This window comes from Rhodococcus sp. NBC_00294, from assembly GCF_036163995.1.
Taxonomy (GTDB): domain Bacteria; phylum Actinomycetota; class Actinomycetes; order Mycobacteriales; family Mycobacteriaceae; genus Rhodococcoides.
Window position 1 is genome coordinate 50164 of the sequence record NZ_CP108044.1, and the last position, 22212, is coordinate 72375.

Sequence of the window (22212 nt, forward strand, 5' to 3'; positions counted from 1 at the left end):
GGCCGAGTCGACGGCACGACGGGTCAGCGGCAGCACGCGGGGTCGAGGACTACTCGGAGCGCGTCGAGTGCCTCCGGGCGCGCGGAGTAGTACACGTTCATGCCCCGCCGCTGGGAGACCACCATGCCGGCCTTGCGGAGCTGTCCGAGGTGGTGGCTGACAGTGGATTCGGCGAGACCGAGCGCGTCGGCGAGGTCGCATGTGCACACAGCGCCGGCAGTATCGGTGAGCAGCAACGACATCAAGCGGATTCGCATCGGGTCCGCGAGCGCCTTGAGCCGCACGGCCACCTCGAGCGCGGCATGCTCGTCCATCGGTGCTGCGGAGACGGGGGCGCAGCACACCGGGGTGGTGGTATCGATGATCGGCAGCGTCTTGGGCACGCACCCGACTCTACAACGTTCTTGACATATGTCGAATACGTGGCGCACCCTGTGGTGGTCTCTGATTCGACATATATCGCAACCTCGGAGGTTTGCCATGTCTCGCGCTCAGCTCGCCCTCAACGTCGACGACATCGACACCGCGATCACGTTCTACAGCAAGCTCTTCGGCGTGGCGCCGGCGAAGGTCAAGCCCGGCTACGCCAACTTCGCCATCACCGAACCGCCCTTGAAGCTGGTGCTGATCGAGAACCCCGGCAAGGGCGGCACCATCAACCACCTCGGCGTCGAGGTCGACTCGTCGAGCCGGGTGCACGAGGAGATCGCCCGCCTGACCGGCGAAGGGCTGTTCACCGACGAGGAGATCGGCACGACCTGCTGCTTCGCCACCCAGGACAAGGTGTGGGTGACCGGTCCCGGTGGGGAGCGCTGGGAGGTCTACACCGTTCTCGCGGACTCCGACACCTTCGGATCGCACCCGATCCCGGCGCCCGCACCCAGCGTCACTTCCGGCTCGACGTCGACGGCCACATCCTGCTGCTGACGCCCGCCCGCGTCGGCTCACCCCCATCGCACGGAACCACCCCGCCGTGGTCGTCCGATCAGCCCGTCAGGGTCGCGGTGAGGTGCTCCACCGCGTGGCGTGCTGTGCTGCCGACACCGATGAGCGTTGCCGACGCGGGCCCGGTCCAGTCGCCGTAGCCGAGAAAGACCATGGTGGGTTCGCCGGCGGCGTGCAGACCGTCCATCGCGATGCCGCCGTCAGTGGTGGGCAGGTGCAACGGCTGGAGATGCCGCAGCGCCGGCCGGAATCCGGTGCACCACACCACCGCATCGACCCGTTCGGCGCCGCCGTCGTCGGTGACGACACCCTCGGCCGTGAGTGCGGCGAACATCGGATGCGCCTGTAGGGCGCCGCGATCGCGGGCGTCCCGCACCGACGGCACCATGACGACGTCGCCGAGACCGGCCACACCGCCGGTGTCATCGTCGCCGGCGGCGAGTGCGCGGGCGCGGCGGGTGGCGACGTCGAACAACACACGACCGTCGACGTCGTCGGGCAGGAACCGCGGGGGCCTGGTGGTGAACCACAGGGTGTCGGCGACGGTGGAGATCTCGGAGAGGATCTGCGCGGCGGAGTTGCCGCCCCCGACCACCGCGACCCGTTGCCCGGTGAAGGTGCCGGGTCCGTCGTACTGCGCGGTGTGGATCTGACGGCCCAGGAAAGTCCGCATGCCGGGGTAGGTGGGCCAGAACGGCCGAGACCAGGTGCCGGTCGCGTTGATGACCGCCTCCGCTGACCAGGATCCCGCGGTGGTCTCGACCGAGTACCTGAAACCGTTGCGGCGCACCGCGGTCACGGTGACGGGTCGCTGCACCGGCAGCTCATACCGTTGTTCGTACGCGCTGAGGTAGTCGACGACGTGTGATCCGGGCGGGAACTCCTGTGCAGACGGGGGCATCGGCCACCCGGGCAACCGGGAGTGCGCGGCGGGGGAGAACAGGTGCAATGACGGCCAGTACTCCCGCCAGGACCCACCAGCGGCCGGCTGGTCGTCGAGAATTACATACTCGAGGCCCGCTCGGCGGAGGTAGTACCCGGCGGCGAGGCCTGCCTGACCGCCGCCGATGACCACCACCCGAACATCGGTGGTGGTCATCGGGTTCGTGCCGTCGGTGTGCAGTGCGGTGATGGCGTCAGTCCCGCAGGCGGGCAGCGAGTTCGTCGACGCGAGCGGCGATGTCGTCGCCCACCAGACGCATCCGCTCGATGCCCTCGATGCCCCGCGCGGAGGGCTCGTCGGTGTCCCAGTTCAGGTAGGTCGGTCCGTCGACCGGGTCGACGGTCGCCTCGCTGCCGAGGGTGATCACGTAGTCCATCCGCGCCAGCAACTCCGGATCGATCGGCTTGGGGTGTTCCCCGGACAGGTCCACCCCGACCTCGAGCAGCGTCTGCGCCGACAGGGCGTTGACGGAGCTGCCGGGGGCGGTGCCGGCGGAGTGCACCTCGACATCGTCGCCGGCGGCCCTGCGCATCAGGCCTGCTGCCATCTGCGACTTGCCGCCGTTCTTCACGCACACGAACAGCACACTCGGGGCGCTCATCGCGCTGCGTCCGCTTCTGCGGGCACGAGTTCGACCAGGAGGTCCTCCACACGGGCCTTGATCTGGTCGCGGATCGGGCGCACCGCCTCGAGGCCCTTGCCGGCGGGGTCGGGCAGCGCCCAGTCCCGATAGCTGACGCCCGGGAAGACCGGGCAGGCGTCGCCGCAGCCCATGGTGATCACCACGTCGGAGGTCTCCACGGCGTCGGGAGTGAGGATCTTCGGGGACTGGTCGGAGATGTCGATGCCGATCTCGGCCATCGCCTCGACGGCGGCGGAGTTGATGGTCTCGGCGGGGGCACTGCCGGCGGAGCGGACCTCGACGGCGCCGCCGCCGAGGTGGGTGAGGAAGCCGGCGGCCATCTGCGACCGGCCCGCGTTGTGGACGCAGACGAACAGCACACTGGGTGTGTCGGACATGGGAGAGTGCACCTTTCGGGTGTTCAAGGGCGGGGGATGGTCAGGCGTGTGCGGGGGCGCTCAGCTCGGCGAGGAGCGTGGTGATGCGGGTGTCGAGGTCGTCGCGGATGCGGCGCACCTCGTCGATGTTCTTGCCGTCGGGGTCGTCGAGATCCCAGTCCAGGTACCGCTTTCCGGGGTAGACGGCACAGGCGTCGCCGCAGCCCATCGACACCACGACGTCCGCGGCGGCGACGACGTCGTCGGTGAGCGGCTTCGGATACGCATCGCCCAGGTCGATGCCCAGCTCGTCCATCGCCTCGGCCACGACCGGGTTGATCGCGTAGGTGGGCGCGGACCCGGCGGAGCGGACATGGACGCGCCCGGCGCCGTGGTGGGTCAGCAGTGCCGCCGCCATCTGCGAGCGGCCCGCGTTGTGCACACAGATGAACAGCACTTCCGGCACTTCCTTCGGGGCGTCGCCGGTCGACTGCGCGAGTGCGGTGAGCCGGTCGGCGGCGAACCGCCCTGCGAGGGTGGTCAAGTGGGTGTGGATCTTCGAGGTGCGGCGCAGTGCGGTGTAGGACTCGAAGACGTACCGCTCCACCGTCTGCGGGGAGAAGATGCCGGCGTACTTCGCCGACAGTGTCTGCGCGGTGCGGGTCAGGACCGCCTGCGGCATGAGCAGTTCCGGTTGTGCGCGGTGCTCGGACATCACGATTCCTTGCTCTGGGGAACCGGCGCGGTCGCGGACGGCGAGGAAGTGAAGCGCTTGCGGAGAGCGAGCGAGACGTAGACCAGGCCCACCAGGACGGGGACCTCGATCAGCGGTCCGACGACGCCGGCGAGGGCTTGGCCGGAGGTGGCTCCGTAGGTGGCGATCGCGACGGCGATGGCGAGTTCGAAGTTGTTGCCCGCCGCGGTGAACGCCAGGGTGGTCGTGCGTTCGTAGCCCAGTCCCATCGCTGCGCCGAGGGCGTATCCGCCGCCCCACATCACCGCGAAGTACACCAGCAGCGGCAGCGCGATGCGGACGACGTCGAGGGGCTGGGAGGTGATGCGGTCGCCCTGCAGGGCGAACAGGACGACGATCGTGAACAGCAGTCCGTAGAGCGCCCACGGCCCGATCTTCGGGATGAACGAGGTCTCGTACCACTCGCGTCCCTTGGCGCGTTCCCCGAAGTACCGCGAGGCGAATCCGGCGATCAACGGAATGCCCAGGAAGATCAGGACCGACTTCGCGATCTGCCACGGTGATGCCTCGATGGTGGTCTGGTCGAGGCCGAGCCAGCCAGGAAGCACGGAGAGGTAGAACCAGCCGAGGACGGCGAACATGATCACCTGGAACACCGAGTTGATGGCCACGAGGACGGCTGCGGCCTCGCGGTCGCCGCAGGCGAGGTCGTTCCAGATGATGACCATCGCGATGCACCGGGCGAGTCCGACGATGATCAGCCCGGTCCGGTATTCGGGCAGGTCGGGGAGGAACAGCCAGGCGAGCGCGAACATCAGTGCGGGGCCCAGGATCCAGTTCAGGGCAAGGGAACCCAGTAGCAGCTTCTTGTCGCCGGTGACCGTGTCGAGCCGGTCGTAACGGACCTTCGCCAGCACCGGGTACATCATGATCAGCAGGCCGATCGCGATGGGGAGGGACACGCCGTCCACGGAGATGGACGACAGCGCGTCGTTCATCCCGGGGATCATGCGTCCAAGCAGCAGCCCGACGACCATCGCTACGCCGATCCACACCGGGAGGAAGCGGTCGAGGGTGGAGAGCTTGCCGACGACGGCGGGGTGGTCGGTGGTGTTCGCCGCGGTGCTCATGCGCTCACCAACGCAACACCGACGGGATTCGCGTCTCCGGCGGTCGGATCCGTTGCGGCGAGAACCGACGACAACTGCTGCAACGCAGCGGGAATGACCCAGTAGTAGACCCATGTTCCGCGGCGCTCGCAGTCGAGCAGGCCGGCTTCGCGCAGGACTTTGAGGTGGTGGGAGATCGTCGGTTGCGACAGGTCGAAGGACCCGGAGATGTCGCAGACGCACGCCTCGCCGCTCTCGTGACTGGCCACCAGGCTCAGCAGGCGCAGACGGACGGGATCGCCGAGTGCCTTGAACATCCGCGCCAGATCACCGGCCCAGTCGGTGGTCAGAGGTTCGCGAACCAGCGGGGAGCAGCACTCGCTGTCCGACGCCACGATGGGGGCGGTGTGTTTCGACATGCGTCTATATTGATGGTCGGCGAATCAGGCGTCAAAAGAATACCGCGTGAACGACCCCGATCGGAGCGTCGGAGCGTCGGTGTTGCCGGGTCAGGAGGCGTTGTCGCCGGTGGCACCGGGCTCGTGCCTCGCGTCGGTCTCGGTATGGAAGGTGATCAGGTTGCCGTCGGTGTCGACGGTGGCGAACTCCATCGATCCCCAGTCCGTCGTGACGGGGCGGCCCACGTCTGCGCGGTGAAGAACGCCCGCTCCGGACAACTCGGTGTACAGGTCGTCGATCTCGTCCACGGCGATGCGGCAACTGGCAGTGCCCGCGAGGAACGTCTCGGCTCCACTGCACACCGGCCACGGCGCAGGGTCGGTGCGGGTGGTCCAGCTGTCGTCGTCGGCGGCCCAGAGGTGGATCTCGACGTCGTCACGGGTGAGCTTGGCGAAACTCGGATCCGAGTACCGGGTCGTGAAGCCGAACGAGCGGGCATAGAACGCGACAGCGGACTCGATGTGTCGTACCGGCAGCGCGGGGACCACTCTCGACATGCCCATGAGCAACTCTAACGCCGAAGACCTGCGCGACGAACGGGCTGACACCGCACCCCCGGATCTGCCCGCCAGAGTGACGGGCCGACAGTCGTTGGGTCAGGCCGGCGGCTGCGTAACCCTCTTGCGAAGGGACGTGACCAGTTGATCGACGGTCGGAAGACCAGCCGTACCGGCACCGGTGCGGTAGATGCGGCACGCGAGTTCGGTGAGTTGGACCGCATCGCCGAAGGCATCGACGCCGTCGACGAGGATGGTGGGCGAGCCCGCGAACGCAGAAGCAGCGGCCTCGGCGTCCGATGTGATCAGCCGGTACTCGATCTCGATGTCCGGGAGTCCGATCGCGGTCGCCGCCGTGTGAACTCGGTTTGCCGCGTCCTGCCAGTTCGGGCACTCGTCGAAGTACAGGATCTCCACCTTCATGGGGACGATTGTGCCCCTCGCGGGAACGGGCCGCGTGCGATCACGTGGTGGCGCCGCGTTGCGGCATCTGCGGTCGGACCACACGGTGATACCCGTAGGGGGTATCTCTTGGTACGGTGGCGAGATGTCTGAGGGTGTTCGGCGGCGATCGTCTGCGCTCTCGATGCTGTGGACGGTGTTGATCGCGCTCGGTGTGGTGCTGATGCACACGACCCTGCCCGTCCCCACCGCCGCGGCCCATGACGCGATGCCCGCACCAGGGCAGCCGAACAGCGTGGTCGTCCACCACTCTGCTGACACACACACCGTCGACGTCGAGACGTCGGCAGCGCACGTGTCGTGTCCGAGCGGTCACGACATGGTGCATCCGTGCATCGGGACGGTGACGTCCTTCCCTGCGATGCCGGTGCCGACCGGGACTGCCGAACTCATGCCAGTACTCGACAACGCGTCCGGCCGTGTTGTCGCGATCGCGTCCCGAGCGGGCCGTGCGCCCCCGTGGGCGGTGTACTCGCTGGACAAGTCGGTATTTCTTCGGGTGTGACGGGGAGTCCGGGGCCCGGGTGCTCCGGCGGATCGCACGCAGATCCACCTCGTCTTTCGTTCGACACACCTCAGGAGTACTTCCATGCGCATCAACAGAAGAACAACCACTGTCCTCGCCGCCGCGGCGGTAGGCATCACCCTCCTCGCGGGGTGTAGCGACGACGGATCGGGCACGTCGATGGAGGGCCACTCGATGGGCTCGTCCACCTCGATGGGGTCCTCGTCGGCGCAGTCCGCGGATCCCGCAGCGAACTTCACCGACGCCGATGTCATGTTCGCGTCGATGATGTATCCCCATCACGCGCAGGCCGTCGAGATGGCGACCATGGTCGACGGGCGGACGACGAACCCGGAGATCGTCGCCCTGGCAGGGGAGATCGCCGCCGCCCAGAAACCCGAGATGGAGCAGTTGACGTCGTGGTTGGCGCAGTGGGGTCAGCCGGCGCCGTCGTCGGACGCGAGCTCGATGGAGGGTATGGATCACGGATCGGGCAGCGGGATGATGACCGCACAGGACATGGACTCGCTGATGGCCGCGTCGGGTGCTGACTTCGACCGGCAGTGGCTGACGATGATGATCGCCCACCACCAGGGCGCGGTCGCGATGGCGGAGAAGGAGATCGCCGACGGCTCCAACGCGGACGCGGTCGCGATGGCCCGCACCATCGTCGAGACGCAGAACGCCGAGATCTCGCGTATGCAGCAGCTCCTGGGCTGACCGAGAACCCGGCCGGACCCGCTGCCGCGGGTTCTGCTCGGGCGAACGACGCAACCCCGCACCGATTCGGTGCGGGGTTGCGTCGTGTCGGGGGAGTCGAAGGCACCGTCACTCGCGCGGTCGTCGGTGCCGGTCCCGCATTCTGCGGCCGACACTCTGGTCCGACGGCGGATTCGGGTGAGCGCCGCGGTAGTCCCCTAGCGGGGGCTTGTTGCCCCGGTGGCAGCGTGTCTACCGGTGGTCCCGTGTCGAGGGATGCGGACCGCTGTCCGTCTCAGGCGGGGGAGTTGCGGTGATCGCGGAGTAGTCGGACGGCGGGGTAGCCCGTGATCACACCTAGGACGATGCCCACTTGCATGAGCAGCCAGAATGCAGCGTCGGTGGCCGGTGGCATCGTCTCGGTGAAATGCAGCAACAACATCCAGCCACCCATTCCGAGGTCGAACGCCAGCACGGTCACCGCGGCGGCCCCGAGCGCAGCCGCGACGGACGGCCGACGCGTGTCACGGGCACCGACCGTCGGTGTGACGGCCGAGCGTTCGTACGCGAACAGCATGGCCGTGGCCAGCAGCGCGATGACGATGATCATCACCCAGAGGTCGATTCCGGCGATGGTGAGCCCGGAGGCGATGACCAGCGGCACCCCGATGAGGTGCGCGGCGGCGGACGCGCCACCGCCGGGCAGTCCTGCGGATACACCAGGGGGCGCCTGCACGGCGGTCCTCGCGTCCGAGACGACGCCATCGCGGCCGTGACGGCGGTAGGCAAGCAGGGCGAACGGCCCGAGGTAGAGGCCGGAGGCGATCCACACCAGTTCGGTGGCAACGGTGTGGTGGCGGTGTCCGCGGCGGTAGATATCGTCGGCGATGACGGCCGACGAGATGAGGGCGAGGGTGAGGACCACCCATGCCAGCGGAGTCATCCATGTGGGCAGGGTCGAGCCCATGTCCATGTCCATGTCGAGCCTTTCGTGAGGGGCCTGTCGCCGCGCGTGCGAAAGCGGTGGGGCGAGAGGGAGTGGTGGTGCGGTGAGGACGCAGGGCCAGGTGCGGGGGAGCCCGCAACCGGCATGCGCGAGGTGTGTGTCAGGGAGGGGGCTCGACATCGCGGCCCCAGCGGCCTGTCAGACCCTGCGTACCGTGAGCTGGGTCAACGACAGCACCGTCCAGGGCGGCGAACTGGACTCGGCTGGGACGGGGTGCCCGGGCGTGGGGTGTCGGCCCGTCTGTGCGATGAGCTCGACGCCCGTTCGCGCCAGAGGAACCGGGGCGTTATCGGCGAGCGTGACCGCTTCCATGCACGCATGGGCGTTGCCACAGGTCGTGTCGCCGCAGGCGGTGACGCAGTGGGCCGCGCTGACGGTCGTTTGTGTTCCGACGGCCACGACCGTCAGCTCGGCCGGTGTGCCCGCGGTCGAGGGCGTCTCGGGGGAAACACCCGCCGAGGCGGCCGACGACATGGCCGACGGATGTTGCGGACCCAGTGCGCAGATGGCCGCGACCACGATGACCAGGACGACGAGCGCCCGCCGCGCGAGGCTGGTCGTGACCGACATGAGTCGAGGGTAGCGCCCCGCGGTTGCCGGGCCTTCCAGATGCCACGTGGAGCGACGTGGGTAGTGAAGCGCCTTCGGGAACAGGTGCGAGGAGCTCTGTCAGAGGGCGCCGGTCAGAACTGGGGGGTGCCCGCGCCGGGGAGGAGGTCCAGGCGCCGCAGCAGTTGGGCGTTGGCGGCGACGATGATCGTCGACAGAGACATCAGAATCGCTCCCACCGACATCGGCAGCACGAACCCGATCGGAGCGAGCACGCCGGCGGCCAGCGGCACGGAGAGCAGGTTGTATCCGGCGGCCCACCAGAGGTTTTGCTTCATCTTCCGGTACGCGGCGCGGGAGAGGTCGACGACCGACAGCACCGAGCGGGGGTCGTCACTGGCGAGAATGACTCCGGCCGAGGCGATCGCGACATCCGTGCCGGCTCCGATGGCGATGCCGATGTCGGCGCGGGCGAGGGCGGGGGCGTCGTTGACACCGTCACCGACCATCGCGACCTTCCTGCCCTCGTCCTGCAGGTCCGCCACCCGCTGCGCTTTGTCCTCGGGGCGCACCCCGGCGAAGTAGCGGTCGATACCCAGCTCGCCGGCGACCGAGGCGGCGACCGCGTCGGCGTCGCCGGTGATCATGACCACCTGTATCCCACGGGCGTGCAGGTCGGCCACTGCGGCGCGGGACTCGGGCCGGATCTCGTCGGCCAGTTTCAGTGCTCCGATCACGGCGCCGTCGGCGACGACATGCAGGATGATCGCCCCGTCCTGCCGCCACCGATCGGCCACACCGAGCTCGGAGCGGTTCTCCTGCTCGAGCATCGCCGGACCACCCACCCGTACGGCGGCGCCGTCGACGACCGCGGACACCCCGACCGCAGGGGAGGATCGGAAGTCCTGTGCGGACGGGATATCGAGCCGGCGGCCCTCGGCAGCGGCGACGATCGCGCGGGCCAACGGGTGCTCGGAATCCGCTTCCGCGGCAGCGGCCAGCGCCAGAACCTCCTCGGCGGTGCGCCCGTCCACGGCCTCGACGTCGGTGACGGCGGGTTCGCCGCGGGTGAGGGTGCCGGTCTTGTCGAACAGCACGGTGTCGACGGTGCGCATGGATTCGAGTGCGAGGCGGTCCTTGATCAGGACGCCGCCGCGGGCGGCGCGTTCGGTCGCGATGGACACCACCAGCGGGATTGCCAGGCCCAGTGCGTGGGGGCAGGCGATGACCAGGACGGTGATCGTGCGGACGACCGCGTCGTCGGGGGAGCCGAGGAGGGTCCAGGCGGCCGCGGTGAGAACGGCGGCGCCGAGGGCGAACCAGAACAGCCACGCCGCGGCGATGTCTGCGATGCGCTGTGCTCGCGACGTCGAGTTCTGCGCGTCGCTGACCAGTCGGCGGATCCCGGCGAGGGTGGTGTCCTCGCCAATGGCGGACACACGCACGCGCAGGCCAGAGTCGGTGGCGACGGTGCCGGCGACGACGGTCTCGCTCTCGCTGCGGCGGACCGTCCGGGATTCGCCGGTGATCATCGACTCGTCCATGCTCGCGGCCCCGGAGACGACGACACCGTCGGCAGGGATCCGACCGCCGGGGCGCACGATCACTACATCGCCGACCGCCAACGATCCGGGATCGACCGTGTTGACCTCACCGTCGGCGTCGACGCGCTCGGCCGTGTCGGGCAGCAGTGCGGCCAGAGAGTCCAGGGCCGACGTCGTCTGCGCGAGTGAGCGCATCTCGATCCAGTGCCCCAGCAGCATGATGACGATCAGCAGTGCCAGCTCCCACCAGAAGTCCAGCTGGTGATCGAGCAGACCGACGCTCGCGCCGAGGGAGGAGACGAAGGCGACGGTGATGGCCAACGCGATGAGAAGCATCATTCCCGGTGCGCGGCTGCGGATCTCGCCGAGCGCGCCGGTGAGGAACGGGGAGCCGCCCCACACGAACATGACCGTGCCCAACACTGGGGACACCCACCCGATCCATGAGTATTCCGGCAACGAGTACCCGAGGATCATCGCGAACATGTCCGACGCCGCGATCACCGGAACAGCCAGAACGACCATCACCCAGAACAATCTCCGGAACTGGGCCGCATGATCGCCGTGGCCGCCGTGGCCGCCGGCCATGCCGTGATGGTCCTGATCGTGCGAAGTGTCCGTCCGAACGGTGGCCGGTGATGACTCGATCATGTCAATTCCTCGATCTCGAAAGTGTTGCTGTGCAATGCCTTGTACCGGTCGGCGTGCCCGGAAGTGCCGTGGCCCTACCGCATCTCTGCTGTCGGCTACCCGCCGTGTCCGGTTTCCGTTACATACCCCCAGGGGGTATTCAGATCTGACCATACGCCCCTCGGTCAGCCGTGGGAAGGTGTGCCGTCTCACTCGGACTCGATTCCTGCACCCACCGGATCGTGCAGCTGATGCGATTCCGCACCCTTGTTCAACAACGTCATGCTGATCCTCGCTCAGCGCCCCAGCGCCCCAGCGCCCCAGCGCCCCAGCGCCCCAGCGCCCCAGCGCCCCAGCGCCCCAGCGCCCCAGCGCCCCAGCGCGACGCAGGTCGCCGGATTCCGGGCATGGCAGGCCCAGGGACGGCAAGTCCGCAAGGGTGAGAAAGCGATCCGCATCTACGGCTACAGCAGCCGCACCGTCACCGAGACCGACCAGGCCACCGGCGACGAGACCACCCGCAAGGTCCCCACCTTCCCGATCCTGTCCGTTTTCGCCCACGACCAGACCGACCCGATCGACGGCCACCCCCAGGCCGAGCAGATCGCCCACCGCCTCACCGGCGACGACCCCGCCGCCATCTACGACCGTGTCCACGCCCTCATGACCTCGCGCGGCTGGACCGTCACCCGCGACCTCATCGACGGGGAGACCAACGGGTACACCACCGTCGACGGGACCCGCCGTATCGTCGTCGACGCCCGCCTCGCACCCGCGCAGGCAGCGAAGACGATGATCCACGAAGCAGCCCACGCCCTCATGCACACCGCCGACACCGTCGCCGCCGAAGACCGGCGCGACCTGCACCGAGGCCGGATGGAGGTCGAAGCCGAATCCGTCGCGTACGTTCTCGCGGGGATCCTCGGACTCGACACCGCCGCCTACAGCGTCGGCTACGTCGCCGGATGGGCTGACGGCAATCTCGACACCGTCACCGACACCGCCCGCGCCGTCCTCGCCGCCGTCCACGAACTCGCCGACGCCCTCGACCCGCAGGTCGACAGCGACACCGACAGCGGCGACACCGCTGCCGCCTGACCAGCACCACCCACCACCGGAAGGAACCCACGTGCCAGCACAAGCATGGGTGACCCTGATCGTCGGCGTCCTCGCCGTCGTCGGGGTCGCCCTCACCATCCGACAACGCACCGTCGCCGACAAACGCGCCCAAGCATGGGACCGCATCACCTGGTGCCTGGACCACACCCTCAGCAAGGACGACGACGAGGCCGAACTCGGCTGGGACGTCTACGCGACCGTCACCGATTCACCTCTCATCACCAAGACAGAGGAGGCAGTTCTGGTCGCTGTAGCAGACCGAGCGATTCGGTCGACGGTGGCGGAACTCGCCGACACAGAGGACACTGACAACCAGAACGAGCAGGAGGACCCGCGATGACCACCACCGAATCACGCGCAGTCGACAAGACACCGCGACCCCGCGTCGCCGCCGCCGCCGCGCGCGCGTCGATCGCGATGCGCGAACGCAGTGGGCGCGAAGTGCCGCAGTGGATCCGTGACGCCGCAGCAGGCAAGCCGACCACAGTGCCGCCCGAACAGTCCTGACCAGCGCACAGACACGCAACAAAGAGGCCCGCACCCCAGGGTGCGGGCCTCTTTCGTGTCCGCAGACGACGCGGATGCCGATGTCGCTACCCGCACGGTTCGGCGGCCGGCGGTCACGGGTGCGATGGCCGGCCCAGCGGGCCGGGCGTAGCCCACCCTGCGGGCGTGCCCTGATCGGAACTCCGCTGCGCTCCGTCGGAGTGAAAAGCGTCGTTCTTTCGACACATCTGGCTACTCCGATGCTGCGTCACCCGTGCCCGTCTCACCAACACCCGACCTCCGCTGCGCTCCGGCCCCTGCGGGGTCCGAAAACTTCTCAGAACGCCTCCGGCTGAGAACTTTTCGTATCGGCTGCAGGACGCCGTTCCCGTGCGCCGCCTCCTCTGCGCCACGCCAGATGACGGCGAAAGAACGTGGCAGGGCAGAAGGCCAGGTCACCGCAGTCGAGGGAGCGCACCGATGAGCGTCACCACCAGTTTTCAGACCGCAACCATGGGGGCAGTGGGGGAGGCGGTGCTGACCATCCGCACCCACGCGCTCACCCAGATCACCGCCTACACCGCACGTGCGGAGAAGGCAGCGGCGAACCCCGAAGCGTCCACCGAGGCCGCGCACCGCGAACGCGCCGCCTACTGGGCGTGCACCGCACGCGAAGCCGGAGCCACCGAGGCTCAGATCGACGACGCCGAAGCAGCCGGAACGGCGCAGGGCACCGCATGACCACCGCCGTCGCGCGGAGCCGGGGACCACACCACCCGACCAGCACCACCAGAACAGAAAAACACCGGACAGCGCCTAACTGCCCGGTGTCTCACCGAAAACCATATCAAGGAGAGACACCATCATGACCGCAACCATCGACACCACCACCGCGACAACCGAACCCGCCACCGAGCATACCAATCCCGGTGCGCTGGGAACGGTGTTCGCCCAGGTGGACCCCACCACCCTCGACGTCGCCGACAACGTCCGCGACACCGTCGACCTGGACCGGACCCCCGACTTCGTCGCCTCCATCCGCGAGCACGGAGTCCTGCACCCGATCCTGACCGTGCGCCGGGGCGACGGCACCCTCGCCGTCATAGACGGGCAACGGCGCACCCTCGCCGCGATCGCCACCGACACCCCCGTCGTCCCGGTGCTCATCCGCACCCAGGACGGGGACCAGGTCGCCGCCGACACCACCCGCATCGTGGAGCAGATCGTCTCCAACGACCAGCGCGCAGACCTCACCGACGGCCAGCGCGCCGCAGGCGTCGCCCAGTTGCTCGACCTCGGCGTGTCCGTCAAAGAGGTCGCCCAAGCCCTCTCGGTCACGCAGAAGGCTGCGAAGGTCGCCGGTCGGGTCGGCGGCTCCGACGCCGCGCGGGCGGCACTGGACACCGGGCAACTCGACCTCGAGCAGGCGTCGATCATCGCCGCGTTCGAGAAGATGGGCGACGACGACGCCGTCGCGCAGCTCCTCGACGCCGCCGAGAACCGCCCGTACAACTTCCCGCACCTGGCACGCAGGCTCACCGAGGACCGCAAGAACGCACGCGACCGGGCCAAAACGCTGGTGCCGTTCGGGGAGGCCGGTCACCCGGTGCTCACCACCGACCCCGAGGCAGGGGAGGACGTGTGGCACTACGCCGCCGAGATCCGCACCGCCGACGGGGAGCCGGTCGAGGTGGCCGAGCACCCCGACCGGTGGTCGGTGTGGGCCGACCACGTCGAGGCATGGATCGACGCCGAGACCGGCGAGCAGGTCGACGAGGACAGCGTCGACTGGGACGCCGACGGCCCCGACGACACACCCGCAGAGGGCAAGCGCCACCGGAAGACCGTCACCGAAGGGTGGGCATGGGAGACGTCGTACTGGATCAGCGCCGACGACGCCGAGCAGCACGGCTACCAGGTGCCGCAGGCAACCCCCGTGGCCCACGAACGCGCCGCCGCCGGGGTCAACCCCGACGACGCGGCACGCCGCGCCGCCGAAGCAGCCGACGCCGACAAGGCCGAGCGTCGCAGGGTGAAGGCGCTCAACGCCGCAGGTCTCGCCGAGACCACGCTGCGCCGCGAGCACATCAAGGCGCTCCTGACGCGCAAGACCGCGCCGAAGGGCAGCGCCGGATGGGTCGCCGCGACCCTCGCCGGGTCACCCGATCTGCTCACCGAAGGCAAGGCCGGGGAGGTGCTGCGCGAGGTGGTGCCCGGTGCCGACCCGCTCACCGGAATCGCCGACCTGATCGACAAGGCCACCGACGCCCGCGCCCAGGTGCTCATGCTGGCGCTGGTGCTCGCCGCACTCGAAGCCCGCATGGCCGGTTCCGACAAGTCGTGGTGGCGAGCCAGCCCGCAGACCCGGTGGACCCGCGACGGCCTCCCCAGGGGAGCCGCCCGGTACCTGGCGTTCCTGACCGAGCACGGCTACACCACCGGCCCGGTCGAGAAGGTCGTCACCGGCGAGAACACCGCCGAGGACGCCTACACCGAAGTCACCGCCACCAGCGGCGAATGACCCGGTGACCGGTGCGGGTGCCCCACAACTCGGGGCACCCGCACCGCCCACAGTGGGTGTGTTCAGAAGGGTCAGCGGCGCATTTCGCGAACAAAGATCCAGATGAGCCAGAGCCCAGCCGTGAGGCAGAAAAGGATGACGTCGACCAGGAAGTTGACGAGGGTGTACGAGCGACGAGTCTTACGTGCCATGAAGTAGCTCCTAGGAATGTGGGTTCGCGAATAAGCAGGTTTCGCAGTGGTGTCCGGTCCTGACGGTCCCCGGCCGGGCGAGGGGGACACCCCCTCGCGCTCCCCCGAGAAGCGCCGGCCACCGCCGGTACCCAGTCCGCCACGCGGCCCAGGAGATCAGATGCCGCGCGGCGAGGGCAGGCCAGTCAGTGAACGGCGTCGAACGCCTCGACGACCGCAGCGGGAATCCGGCCCCGGGCACTGACCTCGTACCCGTTGCTGGTGGCCCACTCACGGATCGCCCGCGTCTGCTCCGGATCACGCTTCGACGACTTCTTCGAGGCGGCCTCAGCGGCGGCGCGGACAACAGAGGTGTGCCCACCACGCTTGCGGCCGCCGACCTTCGCCGCGTGCTCGATGTAATAACCGAGCGCCTTCCGAAACTCCTTCGCGTTCTTGTCCTTCAAGTCGATCGCGTAATCGACGCCGTCGACGGAGAACTCGATCGACTCCCCGGTGCCGTCGGCGATGACGGACCCGTCGATGTCATCGGTCAGCTCGACGATCAAATTCTTGGCCACGGTGCGATGTACCCGTCTTTCCTCGGTGAAACGGTCGACAAATGCCTGCTCACCGTCCCACAACCACACCATCCGGTACCGCGACCGGGCCGGTGTGTCGGCGCACAGTGTGCCGGCGGGAACCACCGCGCCGTCCGGTGCGTCCAACCCGTCATGAACCGTGACGACGACCGCGCCGGCCTCGTCCTCGCCGGCGACGGCCACGACCCCGAGGATCCCGATCTGCGGGACGCGCACGACCACGTCACCGAAGTCCTACGAGCGCACCGCCACCTCACCGTCGCCCCCGGGCGACTCCGCGACTGGTACCAATCCACCGACCTGGCCAGGCTCCCTGAAGCGGCCGACCCAGACTAGTACACATGTTCGATTCTTGTTAGCCTGATGAAGCGGGGCTGAGTGGCGGTCGCACCGACGGTTCGACCCGGGAAGCACTCGGCCCCGCATCACCACCACAAGCAATCTCGGGGAGCGCCATGACCCGCGTCGACTGGGCAGAACACGCCCGCAGCCTGCGTGAACACGCCGCCGCCGACGCCGAACGGCGCACCGCAGACACCGGCGAAGCCCACAAACCCGACCCCGCCGTCATGCGCATCGCCAGCTCCTGCGACGCCGCTACCTACTGCCCCGAACGGCCCAACCCCCGCCTCGAAAAGCAAGTCGCCGCCGCGCTCGCCACCCGGCCGGCGGCCAGCCCCCACACCGGAAACTTCGACCTCAGCAGCAGCCCCGGCCACCGACCCGACACCCGCCGGCCCTGACCGCGCACCGGGAACGGACTTGTGGACGAAGACCTGTCGGTCCCCGCCGATACGATCACCGGCTGTGCAAACAGGCGACCGCGTCAAACTCCACGCCCACGGCGTCACCACCTTCGAGATCACCGAACTCGACGACACCCACGCCACCATCACCCCCAGCGAAACCCACGCAAACGCACCCGGCGCCTACCCCTTCCGCATCCTCCGCGCCGGCCTCGTCCCCGCGAACACCGAAGGGCATTGAGCTCGCTCCGCTCGCGCCGCCTGTTCCCAGGCGCTCCGCGCCTCACAGCGGCATCCGCCCTCCGGGCGCACGGCCGACACAGACGCCCCCGTTGCGCGTCAATATCTGTTGACGACTAGCAACCGTCAACATACGCTGACGGAATGGCCTTCGACCGGTACCTCGACCAACGCGAACTGTTCCAGGAATACAGCAGCTACAGCGACGCCCACGAACTCGCCGCCGCAGCTCGTCGCATGACCGAACGAGGCGACGACCGAGCCGCCATGATGACCGAAAGCGCACAAAACGCGTTGTCCGGCAACACCATCACCGACGAGGACGCACTCGCCGTCAACGCCCACATCTCACAAGGACTCCTTCGGCAACGCCACGACATCGTCACCCGACTCCGAGAACAAGACCCACCCATGTCCTGGACCCGAATCGGTGAACTCCTCGGCATGAGCAAACAAGCCGCCCACCGCTGGCACACCCGCGGCTACCTCAGACCCACCACCGACAACCCGTCAACACATGCTGACGAGCAGAACTGACGACGGCAGGGCACCGCTGGATCACACGCTCGGTCGACCCCTCGCAGCGTTGATGGACCGCGCACGCTCCAGTGCAGCAGACTTACTCGGCCGGTAAAGATCCGTGAGCGTCAACTCGACATGCTCGATCGCATCGATGATCTCTTGGAACGTCACGTCATCCTCGTGCGTCGCGACGTTGCCCATCCACTTCGTCGCCAGCAGCAATTCGCTCAACTCCGGATGCGTCTTCCCGAACTTCGTCAACCGGGCATCGAGCGAGAGTCGACCCTTCTTGCCGGTGTCTCCACGTGTCGGAATCTTCTGTTCGTTCATCAGCTCCTCGACACCCTTCCGCAACGCCGTCATCGCTGCGGCGCGATCCGACCACAGCAACGCATCCACGCGCCGCAGCTCCCGATCCACCGAGGCGGGAAACTCCTCGTGATGATCGAACACCTCCACCGGCGGAAAGAAGTTGCGAACCGCGAGAATGTCCACGTAGTTGTTTCCCTGGTCGTACAACTCGGGGGGCCGAACCTCGACCTCCATGTCACCGACCGCGTAGACAACTCCTCTGCACGCAGAAACGTTGCACGACAGCACAGCTGAAAAGGTTCCAACAATGTCGGCGTGGTTCACATGCGGATAGTCGAAGTCCTCCGGATGGTCGTACCTCACATCATCTCGAAGCCGACCCTTGTCGTCGGTCTTCTTCGGAACAACCAGCACACCCCGGTGGCATACAGGGCACACGATCGAGGGCCAGGAAGCCGCGTCGAACCACCCATTCTCCAGTTGCGACACATAGCTTTTCATACGGGCAGACTTCTTTCGATTCGGCTGACGGCCATCGTAACCAATCGTCAACATACGCTGACGATGCACGTTGAGGCTCGTCGTGCGAAAGATCAGCGCTACCGCGACCCACGGAACGTGGTCGATTCCCGTCGCTCCCGCACAGTCGGCCACCGGCGTGTCCGGGTGGAAGGTGGCAGCTCGGGGGAGTGGCCGGCGGTTCCGGGTCGCAGGCCGGCCGTGACCGGCCGGGCGTGGGCCACCCTGCGGGCGTCCGCCTAGTGGAGCTCCGCTGCGCTCCGCACCCTGGAAGAGCATTCGTTCTTTCGACACATCTGGCTACTCCGATGCTGCGTCACCCGGGCCCGTCTTACCAACACCCGACCTCCGCTGCGCTCCGGCCCCTCGGGGGTCCGAAAACTTCTCAGAACGCCTCCGGCTGAGAACTTTTCGTTCTCGGGTGCTGGACGCCGTTCCCGTGCGCCGCCTCCTCTTCGCCACGCCAGATGACGGCGAAAGAACGTGGTGAGGGCAAGGGCCCGAGCCGCACGCACGAGTTCCGGAAGGAAGCACCAGTCATGCGCGCACAGCACCCGTCCACCGCAGACGAGATCGACATCCTCGTCCACAAGCAGGGCGCACCCAAGATCCGCCGCACCGTCAAACGAGCCAGCGCCCGCTACGACCGCCGTAACGCACGCCGCGCACTCCGATCCTGACCGTCCCCCAGCCACACCCCAGACCACTCGAAAGGTTCACCATCATGACGCAACCCCGCATCACCCTCACCAGCGCAGCCCAGGTCATCGCCGCCATCCCCGCAGCACTGCGGCACGTCCCCACCGAGTCCATCGTCGTGCTCGCGTTCACCGGCAAGATCCTCACCTTCGCCGCCCGGTTCGACCGCGTCGACGTCGTCACCCAGGCGCACAAGATGAACGACGTATTGCGTCGCCACGGCGTCGAGTCGGTCATCATCGTCACCATCGCAGACCGACCCGGCAAGAAAGCGGCCGCCGTCGAGAACCTGGTCATCGCCGGAATCCTCGCCACCGCCGTCGAGGTGATCGGCACCTACTGGGTTCCCACCCTCGCCGGACCGGCCACCGCACAGGACCTCGACACCCTCGCCACGTTCGACGTCGACCCCATCGCGTCCGAAGTGGCCGCCAGCACCGTCGAAGCCGGAACGGCCATCGAGGGCAGCCGCACAGCGATCGGCAACCGCTACGCCCACGCCGAGGAGGTTCGCCCGGCCGAGCACGCCGACGCCGCGCAGGTACTCGAGGACCTGGCCGCAGTCGTCTACGCCGACGAGCTGCCCGACAGTGGCCTCATCGCCCGCACCGCAGCCGTCATCACCGCACTGCCCGTCCGCGACGCGATGTTCCGGCTCCCGCTCTACGGCAGCACATCCGCGCACACCGTCATGGCCACCATCGCCCGCCACACCCGCGCAGAAGCCCGCATCCAGGCCCTCAGCATCGCCGGGTGGCTCTGCCACCGCGCCGGAGACGGAGCAGCCGCCAACATCGCCTACGACGCGGCAGAGGACGAAGCGACCAGCGTAGGCATCGCCACCCCGTCGATGCTCCGCCTACTCCGTCAGGCACAAGATGCCGCCATGAACCCCGCCGAGATCCGGACCCTCGACGTCGACGCCGAAACCGTCCGCGCCACCACCGGGGCGCACCTTCCCGGGGCACCCGACCGGGACTAGAGCACGGGCCGGGCGGCTCCCGCAGTCAGCGGGGGACGCCCGGCCACCGGCGGGGGTAGCCGGCGATCGGGCATCGAGCCCTCACACCGACCTCGACGCACCCACCACCGAGCGGACCTGTCGCCACCGAGCGGGGCCGGCCACCGCGATCACAGGTCGGGCATGTCCTCCGGCACCCACACCACATCCACAGCGCCCGGGGTAGCGGCACGGGGCAGCGTCTCCTCGACAGGCACCCCCGACACCATCGCCTCGACCGCCAGATCCGACGGTGCACTCCGATCCAACGCCATCGCCACCAAATCCGACTCCACACGCGAATACGTCATCCCGCGATCCTAGACTCTCGCCGCGAAAAAACCCGCCAGTGACGAGAAAAAGCGCAATTCACGGACCCGTCGAAACGGGATCGAAGGATATTCCCGAACGCCGCCATATCGGTTGCAGCGCAATAGAAAAGCCCGGTGCATCGTTACCGAACAAATACCGTACAGCGGTGGAAATAAACCCGTTCGTGAAATAGAATGGAACCACTCCACCGAATAGTCGAAAGGCGTGAGCCATGTCCGGAATCACCGTCTACACCAAGCCCAACTGCCAGCAGTGCCGGGCGACGTTCCGGGCACTCGACAAGGCCGGCCTCGACTACACCGCCGTCGACATCAGCGTCGACACCGAAGCCCGCGAATCTCAATCCGTCTGTCAACAAGTAGAGGTGTCGACCGCGGCCTGACCGAACCTCGCAATCCACCACCGATCCGAAGGAGAACCCACTCCATGGCGCACCTCGCGTTTGACCACCAGCCCGACCACGACTTCATCGCCGCCCAGATCGAAGCGGACCTCGCCGCCGAAACCACCAGTGCCGTCGTCATCCACGGCCCCTGGACCACCCACCCGGCCGCCGACTACACCGACGCCCGGTAAGGCAGGGAACACGTCATGAGCGCACTACGGGCCGTCCCCGAACCCGAGCAGAACCCGAGCGACCCGGTCCTCGACCTCGCACCCGACGCCGCAGACCCCGGCGTCGACACCAGTGACGGTCTCGACCCGCGGACCGACCCGGAATCGTTGACCCTCTGCGCGCTCATGTGGTCCGTCGACACCGCCGCCGCCGCCCGCGTCACCGAGGCCCTGGTGCCGGCCGACTTCGCCGAGCCCGCCTACGCCGAGTTGTTCGCTGTCATCGCCGACCTCGTCACCACCGGGCAGCCGCACGATCCCGCCTCCGTCGCCGCTGTCCTGCACCGAGCCGGGGGAGGGGAGAAGGACGCACCGCTGCGCCGAGCGTTGGCCGACGTCGTCACCGCCGACACCACCGGATCGTCCGCCGCCGTGCACTACGCCGACATCGTGCTCTCCCAGTCCTACCGGCGAAGCTTCCACGTCACCGGGCAGCGACTCATCCAGGCCGCCGAACAAGGCCCCGAGGACGAACTGTTCGACTACATGGTCGAACTGGGTACCGCACAGCGGGCAGCGTGGAAGCGGCTCAACACCTTCCGAGCCGGGGGAGCGCACGCATGAGGACTGGATCCGCCATCGATGAACGCTATTTCGCGGCCGACGGAACGCTCACTACGGTTGGGCTCGAGAGTGGTCGGTGGCTCGACGCTGAGCGGGCCCGCGGTGTGAACTGGGCCGAGCTCGCGGACGAACTCGAGGTGCATACCCGCGTCGCCGAACATCTGTACCGCACATGGTGCGGCACGGGTGACGGAACAGCCGGCGATACGCAGTGCTCGCTGTTCTGACGTGCGACCGTCAGAAGGGCGTATTTGATGAGATCGAACGCAGAGGTGCTGTCCCGAACCGCATGTAGTACACCGGATGCCGCGAGTGGTCCGCGCGCGGACCGCTCTGCGGTAAGAGAAGCCGTCGACGATCAGGCGAGCGCGAGGAACAGCTTCTCGAGTTCCGCTTCGGTCATGGGTTCCTTGTCATCGGCGGTGGCACCTGTCATGCACTCACGCAGTCCGGTGGCAACGATCTTGAACCCCGCTTTGTCGAGTGCGCGGGAGACGGCGGCGAGTTGGGTGACGACGTCCTTGCAGTCGCGGCCGTTCTCGATCATCGAGATGACCCCGGTGAGTTGGCCGTTGGCGCGTCGGAGTCGGTTGAGTACCAGTGCGATGCTGTCGTCGTCGCCGATCATGGTGGTGCCCCTGTTCAGTGGTGTCGATGGTATCTGCCATAGTACCCCTGGGGGCATATGAGCTGTCGGTATGCGTGCCGCGGTGTGGGACCTGT

Annotated in this window: 31 protein-coding genes and 1 pseudogene; 16 read left to right on the top strand and 16 right to left on the bottom strand. The window is 67.9% G+C overall.

What is annotated here, in order from left to right; genetic code table 11:
* Nucleotides 1–23 precede the first annotated feature (23 nt).
* Complete coding sequence (locus OHB23_RS21975; RefSeq protein ID WP_222647672.1) at nt 24–383, bottom strand: Rv2640c family ArsR-like transcriptional regulator; 360 nt, start codon at nt 381–383, stop codon at nt 24–26.
* Nucleotides 384–480: 97 nt separating this feature from the next.
* On the opposite strand from OHB23_RS21975, the gene OHB23_RS21980 reads away from it, so the two are divergent.
* Complete coding sequence (locus OHB23_RS21980) at nt 481–927, top strand: ArsI/CadI family heavy metal resistance metalloenzyme (protein WP_222647673.1); 447 nt, start codon at nt 481–483, stop codon at nt 925–927.
* Nucleotides 928–985: 58 nt separating this feature from the next.
* On the opposite strand, the gene OHB23_RS21985 is transcribed toward OHB23_RS21980, so the two are convergent.
* The 8 genes from OHB23_RS21985 to OHB23_RS22020 all read right to left on the bottom strand — a co-directional run bounded on the left by OHB23_RS21985 (nt 986) and on the right by OHB23_RS22020 (nt 6069).
* Nucleotides 986–2044 (bottom strand): ArsO family NAD(P)H-dependent flavin-containing monooxygenase, encoded by a 1059-nt coding sequence (locus tag OHB23_RS21985; RefSeq protein ID WP_222647674.1) that lies wholly within the window; start codon nt 2042–2044, stop codon nt 986–988.
* 37 nt (nt 2045–2081) lie between these two features.
* Nucleotides 2082–2489 (bottom strand): arsenate-mycothiol transferase ArsC, encoded by a 408-nt coding sequence (locus OHB23_RS21990; RefSeq protein WP_222647675.1) that lies wholly within the window; start codon nt 2487–2489, stop codon nt 2082–2084.
* A complete protein-coding gene (locus OHB23_RS21995; protein ID WP_222647676.1) occupies nt 2486–2908 on the bottom strand; it encodes an arsenate reductase ArsC in 423 nt (140 codons plus the stop codon). Before OHB23_RS21995 ends, OHB23_RS21990 begins: the two co-directional genes overlap by 4 nt.
* A gap of 40 nt (nt 2909–2948) precedes the next feature.
* Nucleotides 2949–3602 (bottom strand): arsenate reductase ArsC, encoded by a 654-nt coding sequence (locus OHB23_RS22000; RefSeq protein WP_222647677.1) that lies wholly within the window; start codon nt 3600–3602, stop codon nt 2949–2951.
* Nucleotides 3602–4711, bottom strand: coding sequence for an ACR3 family arsenite efflux transporter (gene arsB / locus OHB23_RS22005; RefSeq protein WP_222647678.1), 1110 nt, complete (start codon nt 4709–4711; stop codon nt 3602–3604). Before arsB ends, OHB23_RS22000 begins: the two co-directional genes overlap by 1 nt.
* A complete protein-coding gene (locus tag OHB23_RS22010) occupies nt 4708–5109 on the bottom strand; it encodes an ArsR/SmtB family transcription factor (protein ID WP_222647679.1) in 402 nt (133 codons plus the stop codon). The genes arsB and OHB23_RS22010 overlap by 4 nt, the downstream gene beginning before the upstream one ends.
* 90 nt (nt 5110–5199) lie before the next feature.
* On the bottom strand, nt 5200–5652 hold the full coding sequence (locus tag OHB23_RS22015) for a bleomycin resistance protein (RefSeq protein ID WP_222647680.1): 453 nt from the start codon (nt 5650–5652) through the stop codon (nt 5200–5202).
* Nucleotides 5653–5745: 93 nt separating this feature from the next.
* Nucleotides 5746–6069, bottom strand: a complete 324-nt coding sequence (locus OHB23_RS22020; protein ID WP_222647681.1) for an alkylmercury lyase — start codon at nt 6067–6069, stop codon at nt 5746–5748.
* 124 nt (nt 6070–6193) lie between these two features.
* Here OHB23_RS22020 and OHB23_RS22025 point away from each other — a divergent pair, with 124 nt between their 5' ends.
* Together OHB23_RS22025 and OHB23_RS22030 are read left to right on the top strand one after the other, a co-directional pair.
* On the top strand, nt 6194–6613 hold the full coding sequence (locus OHB23_RS22025; protein ID WP_222647682.1) for a hypothetical protein: 420 nt from the start codon (nt 6194–6196) through the stop codon (nt 6611–6613).
* Between the two features lie 84 nt (nt 6614–6697).
* Nucleotides 6698–7333 (top strand): DUF305 domain-containing protein, encoded by a 636-nt coding sequence (locus tag OHB23_RS22030; RefSeq protein WP_222647683.1) that lies wholly within the window; start codon nt 6698–6700, stop codon nt 7331–7333.
* A gap of 274 nt (nt 7334–7607) precedes the next feature.
* Here OHB23_RS22030 and OHB23_RS22035 read toward each other — a convergent pair whose 3' ends face one another.
* The 3 genes from OHB23_RS22035 to OHB23_RS22045 all read right to left on the bottom strand — a co-directional run bounded on the left by OHB23_RS22035 (nt 7608) and on the right by OHB23_RS22045 (nt 11062).
* On the bottom strand, nt 7608–8291 hold the full coding sequence (locus tag OHB23_RS22035) for a DUF4396 domain-containing protein (protein WP_222647684.1): 684 nt from the start codon (nt 8289–8291) through the stop codon (nt 7608–7610).
* Between the two features lie 165 nt (nt 8292–8456).
* The gene (locus OHB23_RS22040) at nt 8457–8888 is read right to left on the bottom strand and encodes a hypothetical protein (RefSeq protein ID WP_222647685.1); all 432 of its coding nucleotides are present in this window, start codon (nt 8886–8888) and stop codon (nt 8457–8459) included.
* A 113-nt stretch (nt 8889–9001) separates the two neighbouring features.
* Nucleotides 9002–11062: a heavy metal translocating P-type ATPase gene (locus OHB23_RS22045; RefSeq protein WP_222647686.1), complete on the bottom strand. Its 2061-nt coding sequence runs from the start codon at nt 11060–11062 to the stop codon at nt 9002–9004.
* A gap of 246 nt (nt 11063–11308) precedes the next feature.
* Here OHB23_RS22045 and OHB23_RS22050 point away from each other — a divergent pair, with 246 nt between their 5' ends.
* From OHB23_RS22050 to OHB23_RS22070, 5 genes are all read left to right on the top strand, one after another.
* Nucleotides 11309–12139 (top strand): ImmA/IrrE family metallo-endopeptidase, encoded by an 831-nt coding sequence (locus tag OHB23_RS22050; RefSeq protein WP_328811707.1) that lies wholly within the window; start codon nt 11309–11311, stop codon nt 12137–12139.
* A gap of 31 nt (nt 12140–12170) precedes the next feature.
* Entirely contained in the window at nt 12171–12500 is a 330-nt protein-coding gene (locus tag OHB23_RS22055; RefSeq protein ID WP_222633472.1) for a hypothetical protein, read from the top strand.
* Nucleotides 12497–12667, top strand: coding sequence for a hypothetical protein (locus OHB23_RS22060; protein ID WP_222633471.1), 171 nt, complete (start codon nt 12497–12499; stop codon nt 12665–12667). Before OHB23_RS22055 ends, OHB23_RS22060 begins: the two co-directional genes overlap by 4 nt.
* 459 nt (nt 12668–13126) lie before the next feature.
* The gene (locus tag OHB23_RS22065) at nt 13127–13387 is read left to right on the top strand and encodes a hypothetical protein (protein ID WP_222647687.1); all 261 of its coding nucleotides are present in this window, start codon (nt 13127–13129) and stop codon (nt 13385–13387) included.
* A 124-nt stretch (nt 13388–13511) separates the two neighbouring features.
* On the top strand, nt 13512–15167 hold the full coding sequence (locus tag OHB23_RS22070; protein ID WP_222647688.1) for a ParB/RepB/Spo0J family partition protein: 1656 nt from the start codon (nt 13512–13514) through the stop codon (nt 15165–15167).
* Between the two features lie 376 nt (nt 15168–15543).
* Here OHB23_RS22070 and OHB23_RS22075 read toward each other — a convergent pair whose 3' ends face one another.
* Nucleotides 15544–15918: a histone-like nucleoid-structuring protein Lsr2 gene (locus tag OHB23_RS22075; protein ID WP_328811700.1), complete on the bottom strand. Its 375-nt coding sequence runs from the start codon at nt 15916–15918 to the stop codon at nt 15544–15546.
* A gap of 476 nt (nt 15919–16394) precedes the next feature.
* Between OHB23_RS22075 and OHB23_RS22080 the strand changes: the two genes are divergently transcribed.
* From OHB23_RS22080 to OHB23_RS22090, 3 genes are all read left to right on the top strand, one after another.
* Nucleotides 16395–16682, top strand: coding sequence for a hypothetical protein (locus OHB23_RS22080; protein ID WP_328811708.1), 288 nt, complete (start codon nt 16395–16397; stop codon nt 16680–16682).
* 64 nt (nt 16683–16746) lie between these two features.
* A complete protein-coding gene (locus OHB23_RS22085; RefSeq protein WP_328811709.1) occupies nt 16747–16926 on the top strand; it encodes a hypothetical protein in 180 nt (59 codons plus the stop codon).
* 143 nt (nt 16927–17069) lie between these two features.
* The gene (locus OHB23_RS22090; protein ID WP_222647693.1) at nt 17070–17462 is read left to right on the top strand and encodes a hypothetical protein; all 393 of its coding nucleotides are present in this window, start codon (nt 17070–17072) and stop codon (nt 17460–17462) included.
* A gap of 21 nt (nt 17463–17483) precedes the next feature.
* Here the strand turns inward: OHB23_RS22090 and OHB23_RS22095 are convergent, their stop codons facing one another.
* A complete protein-coding gene (locus OHB23_RS22095; protein ID WP_328811710.1) occupies nt 17484–18314 on the bottom strand; it encodes a DUF4145 domain-containing protein in 831 nt (276 codons plus the stop codon).
* 503 nt (nt 18315–18817) lie between these two features.
* Between OHB23_RS22095 and OHB23_RS22100 the strand changes: the two genes are divergently transcribed.
* Entirely contained in the window at nt 18818–18958 is a 141-nt protein-coding gene (locus OHB23_RS22100; protein ID WP_222626631.1) for a hypothetical protein, read from the top strand.
* 44 nt (nt 18959–19002) lie between these two features.
* Nucleotides 19003–19959, top strand: coding sequence for a DUF4192 family protein (locus tag OHB23_RS22105; protein WP_328811711.1), 957 nt, complete (start codon nt 19003–19005; stop codon nt 19957–19959).
* Nucleotides 19960–20108: 149 nt separating this feature from the next.
* On the opposite strand, the gene OHB23_RS22110 is transcribed toward OHB23_RS22105, so the two are convergent.
* Nucleotides 20109–20288: a hypothetical protein gene (locus OHB23_RS22110; protein WP_222647696.1), complete on the bottom strand. Its 180-nt coding sequence runs from the start codon at nt 20286–20288 to the stop codon at nt 20109–20111.
* A gap of 233 nt (nt 20289–20521) precedes the next feature.
* Here OHB23_RS22110 and OHB23_RS22115 point away from each other — a divergent pair.
* From OHB23_RS22115 to OHB23_RS22125, 3 genes and pseudogenes are all read left to right on the top strand, one after another.
* Nucleotides 20522–20647 (top strand): annotated as a pseudogene (locus OHB23_RS22115) (glutaredoxin family protein); the annotation flags it as partial.
* A gap of 89 nt (nt 20648–20736) precedes the next feature.
* Complete coding sequence (locus tag OHB23_RS22120; protein WP_222647698.1) at nt 20737–20886, top strand: hypothetical protein; 150 nt, start codon at nt 20737–20739, stop codon at nt 20884–20886.
* 15 nt (nt 20887–20901) lie between these two features.
* Nucleotides 20902–21489, top strand: a complete 588-nt coding sequence (locus OHB23_RS22125; RefSeq protein WP_328810603.1) for a DnaB-like helicase N-terminal domain-containing protein — start codon at nt 20902–20904, stop codon at nt 21487–21489.
* Between the two features lie 358 nt (nt 21490–21847).
* Here OHB23_RS22125 and OHB23_RS22130 read toward each other — a convergent pair whose 3' ends face one another.
* A complete protein-coding gene (locus tag OHB23_RS22130; protein WP_222633379.1) occupies nt 21848–22117 on the bottom strand; it encodes a metal-sensitive transcriptional regulator in 270 nt (89 codons plus the stop codon).
* Nucleotides 22118–22212: the final 95 nt, after the last annotated feature.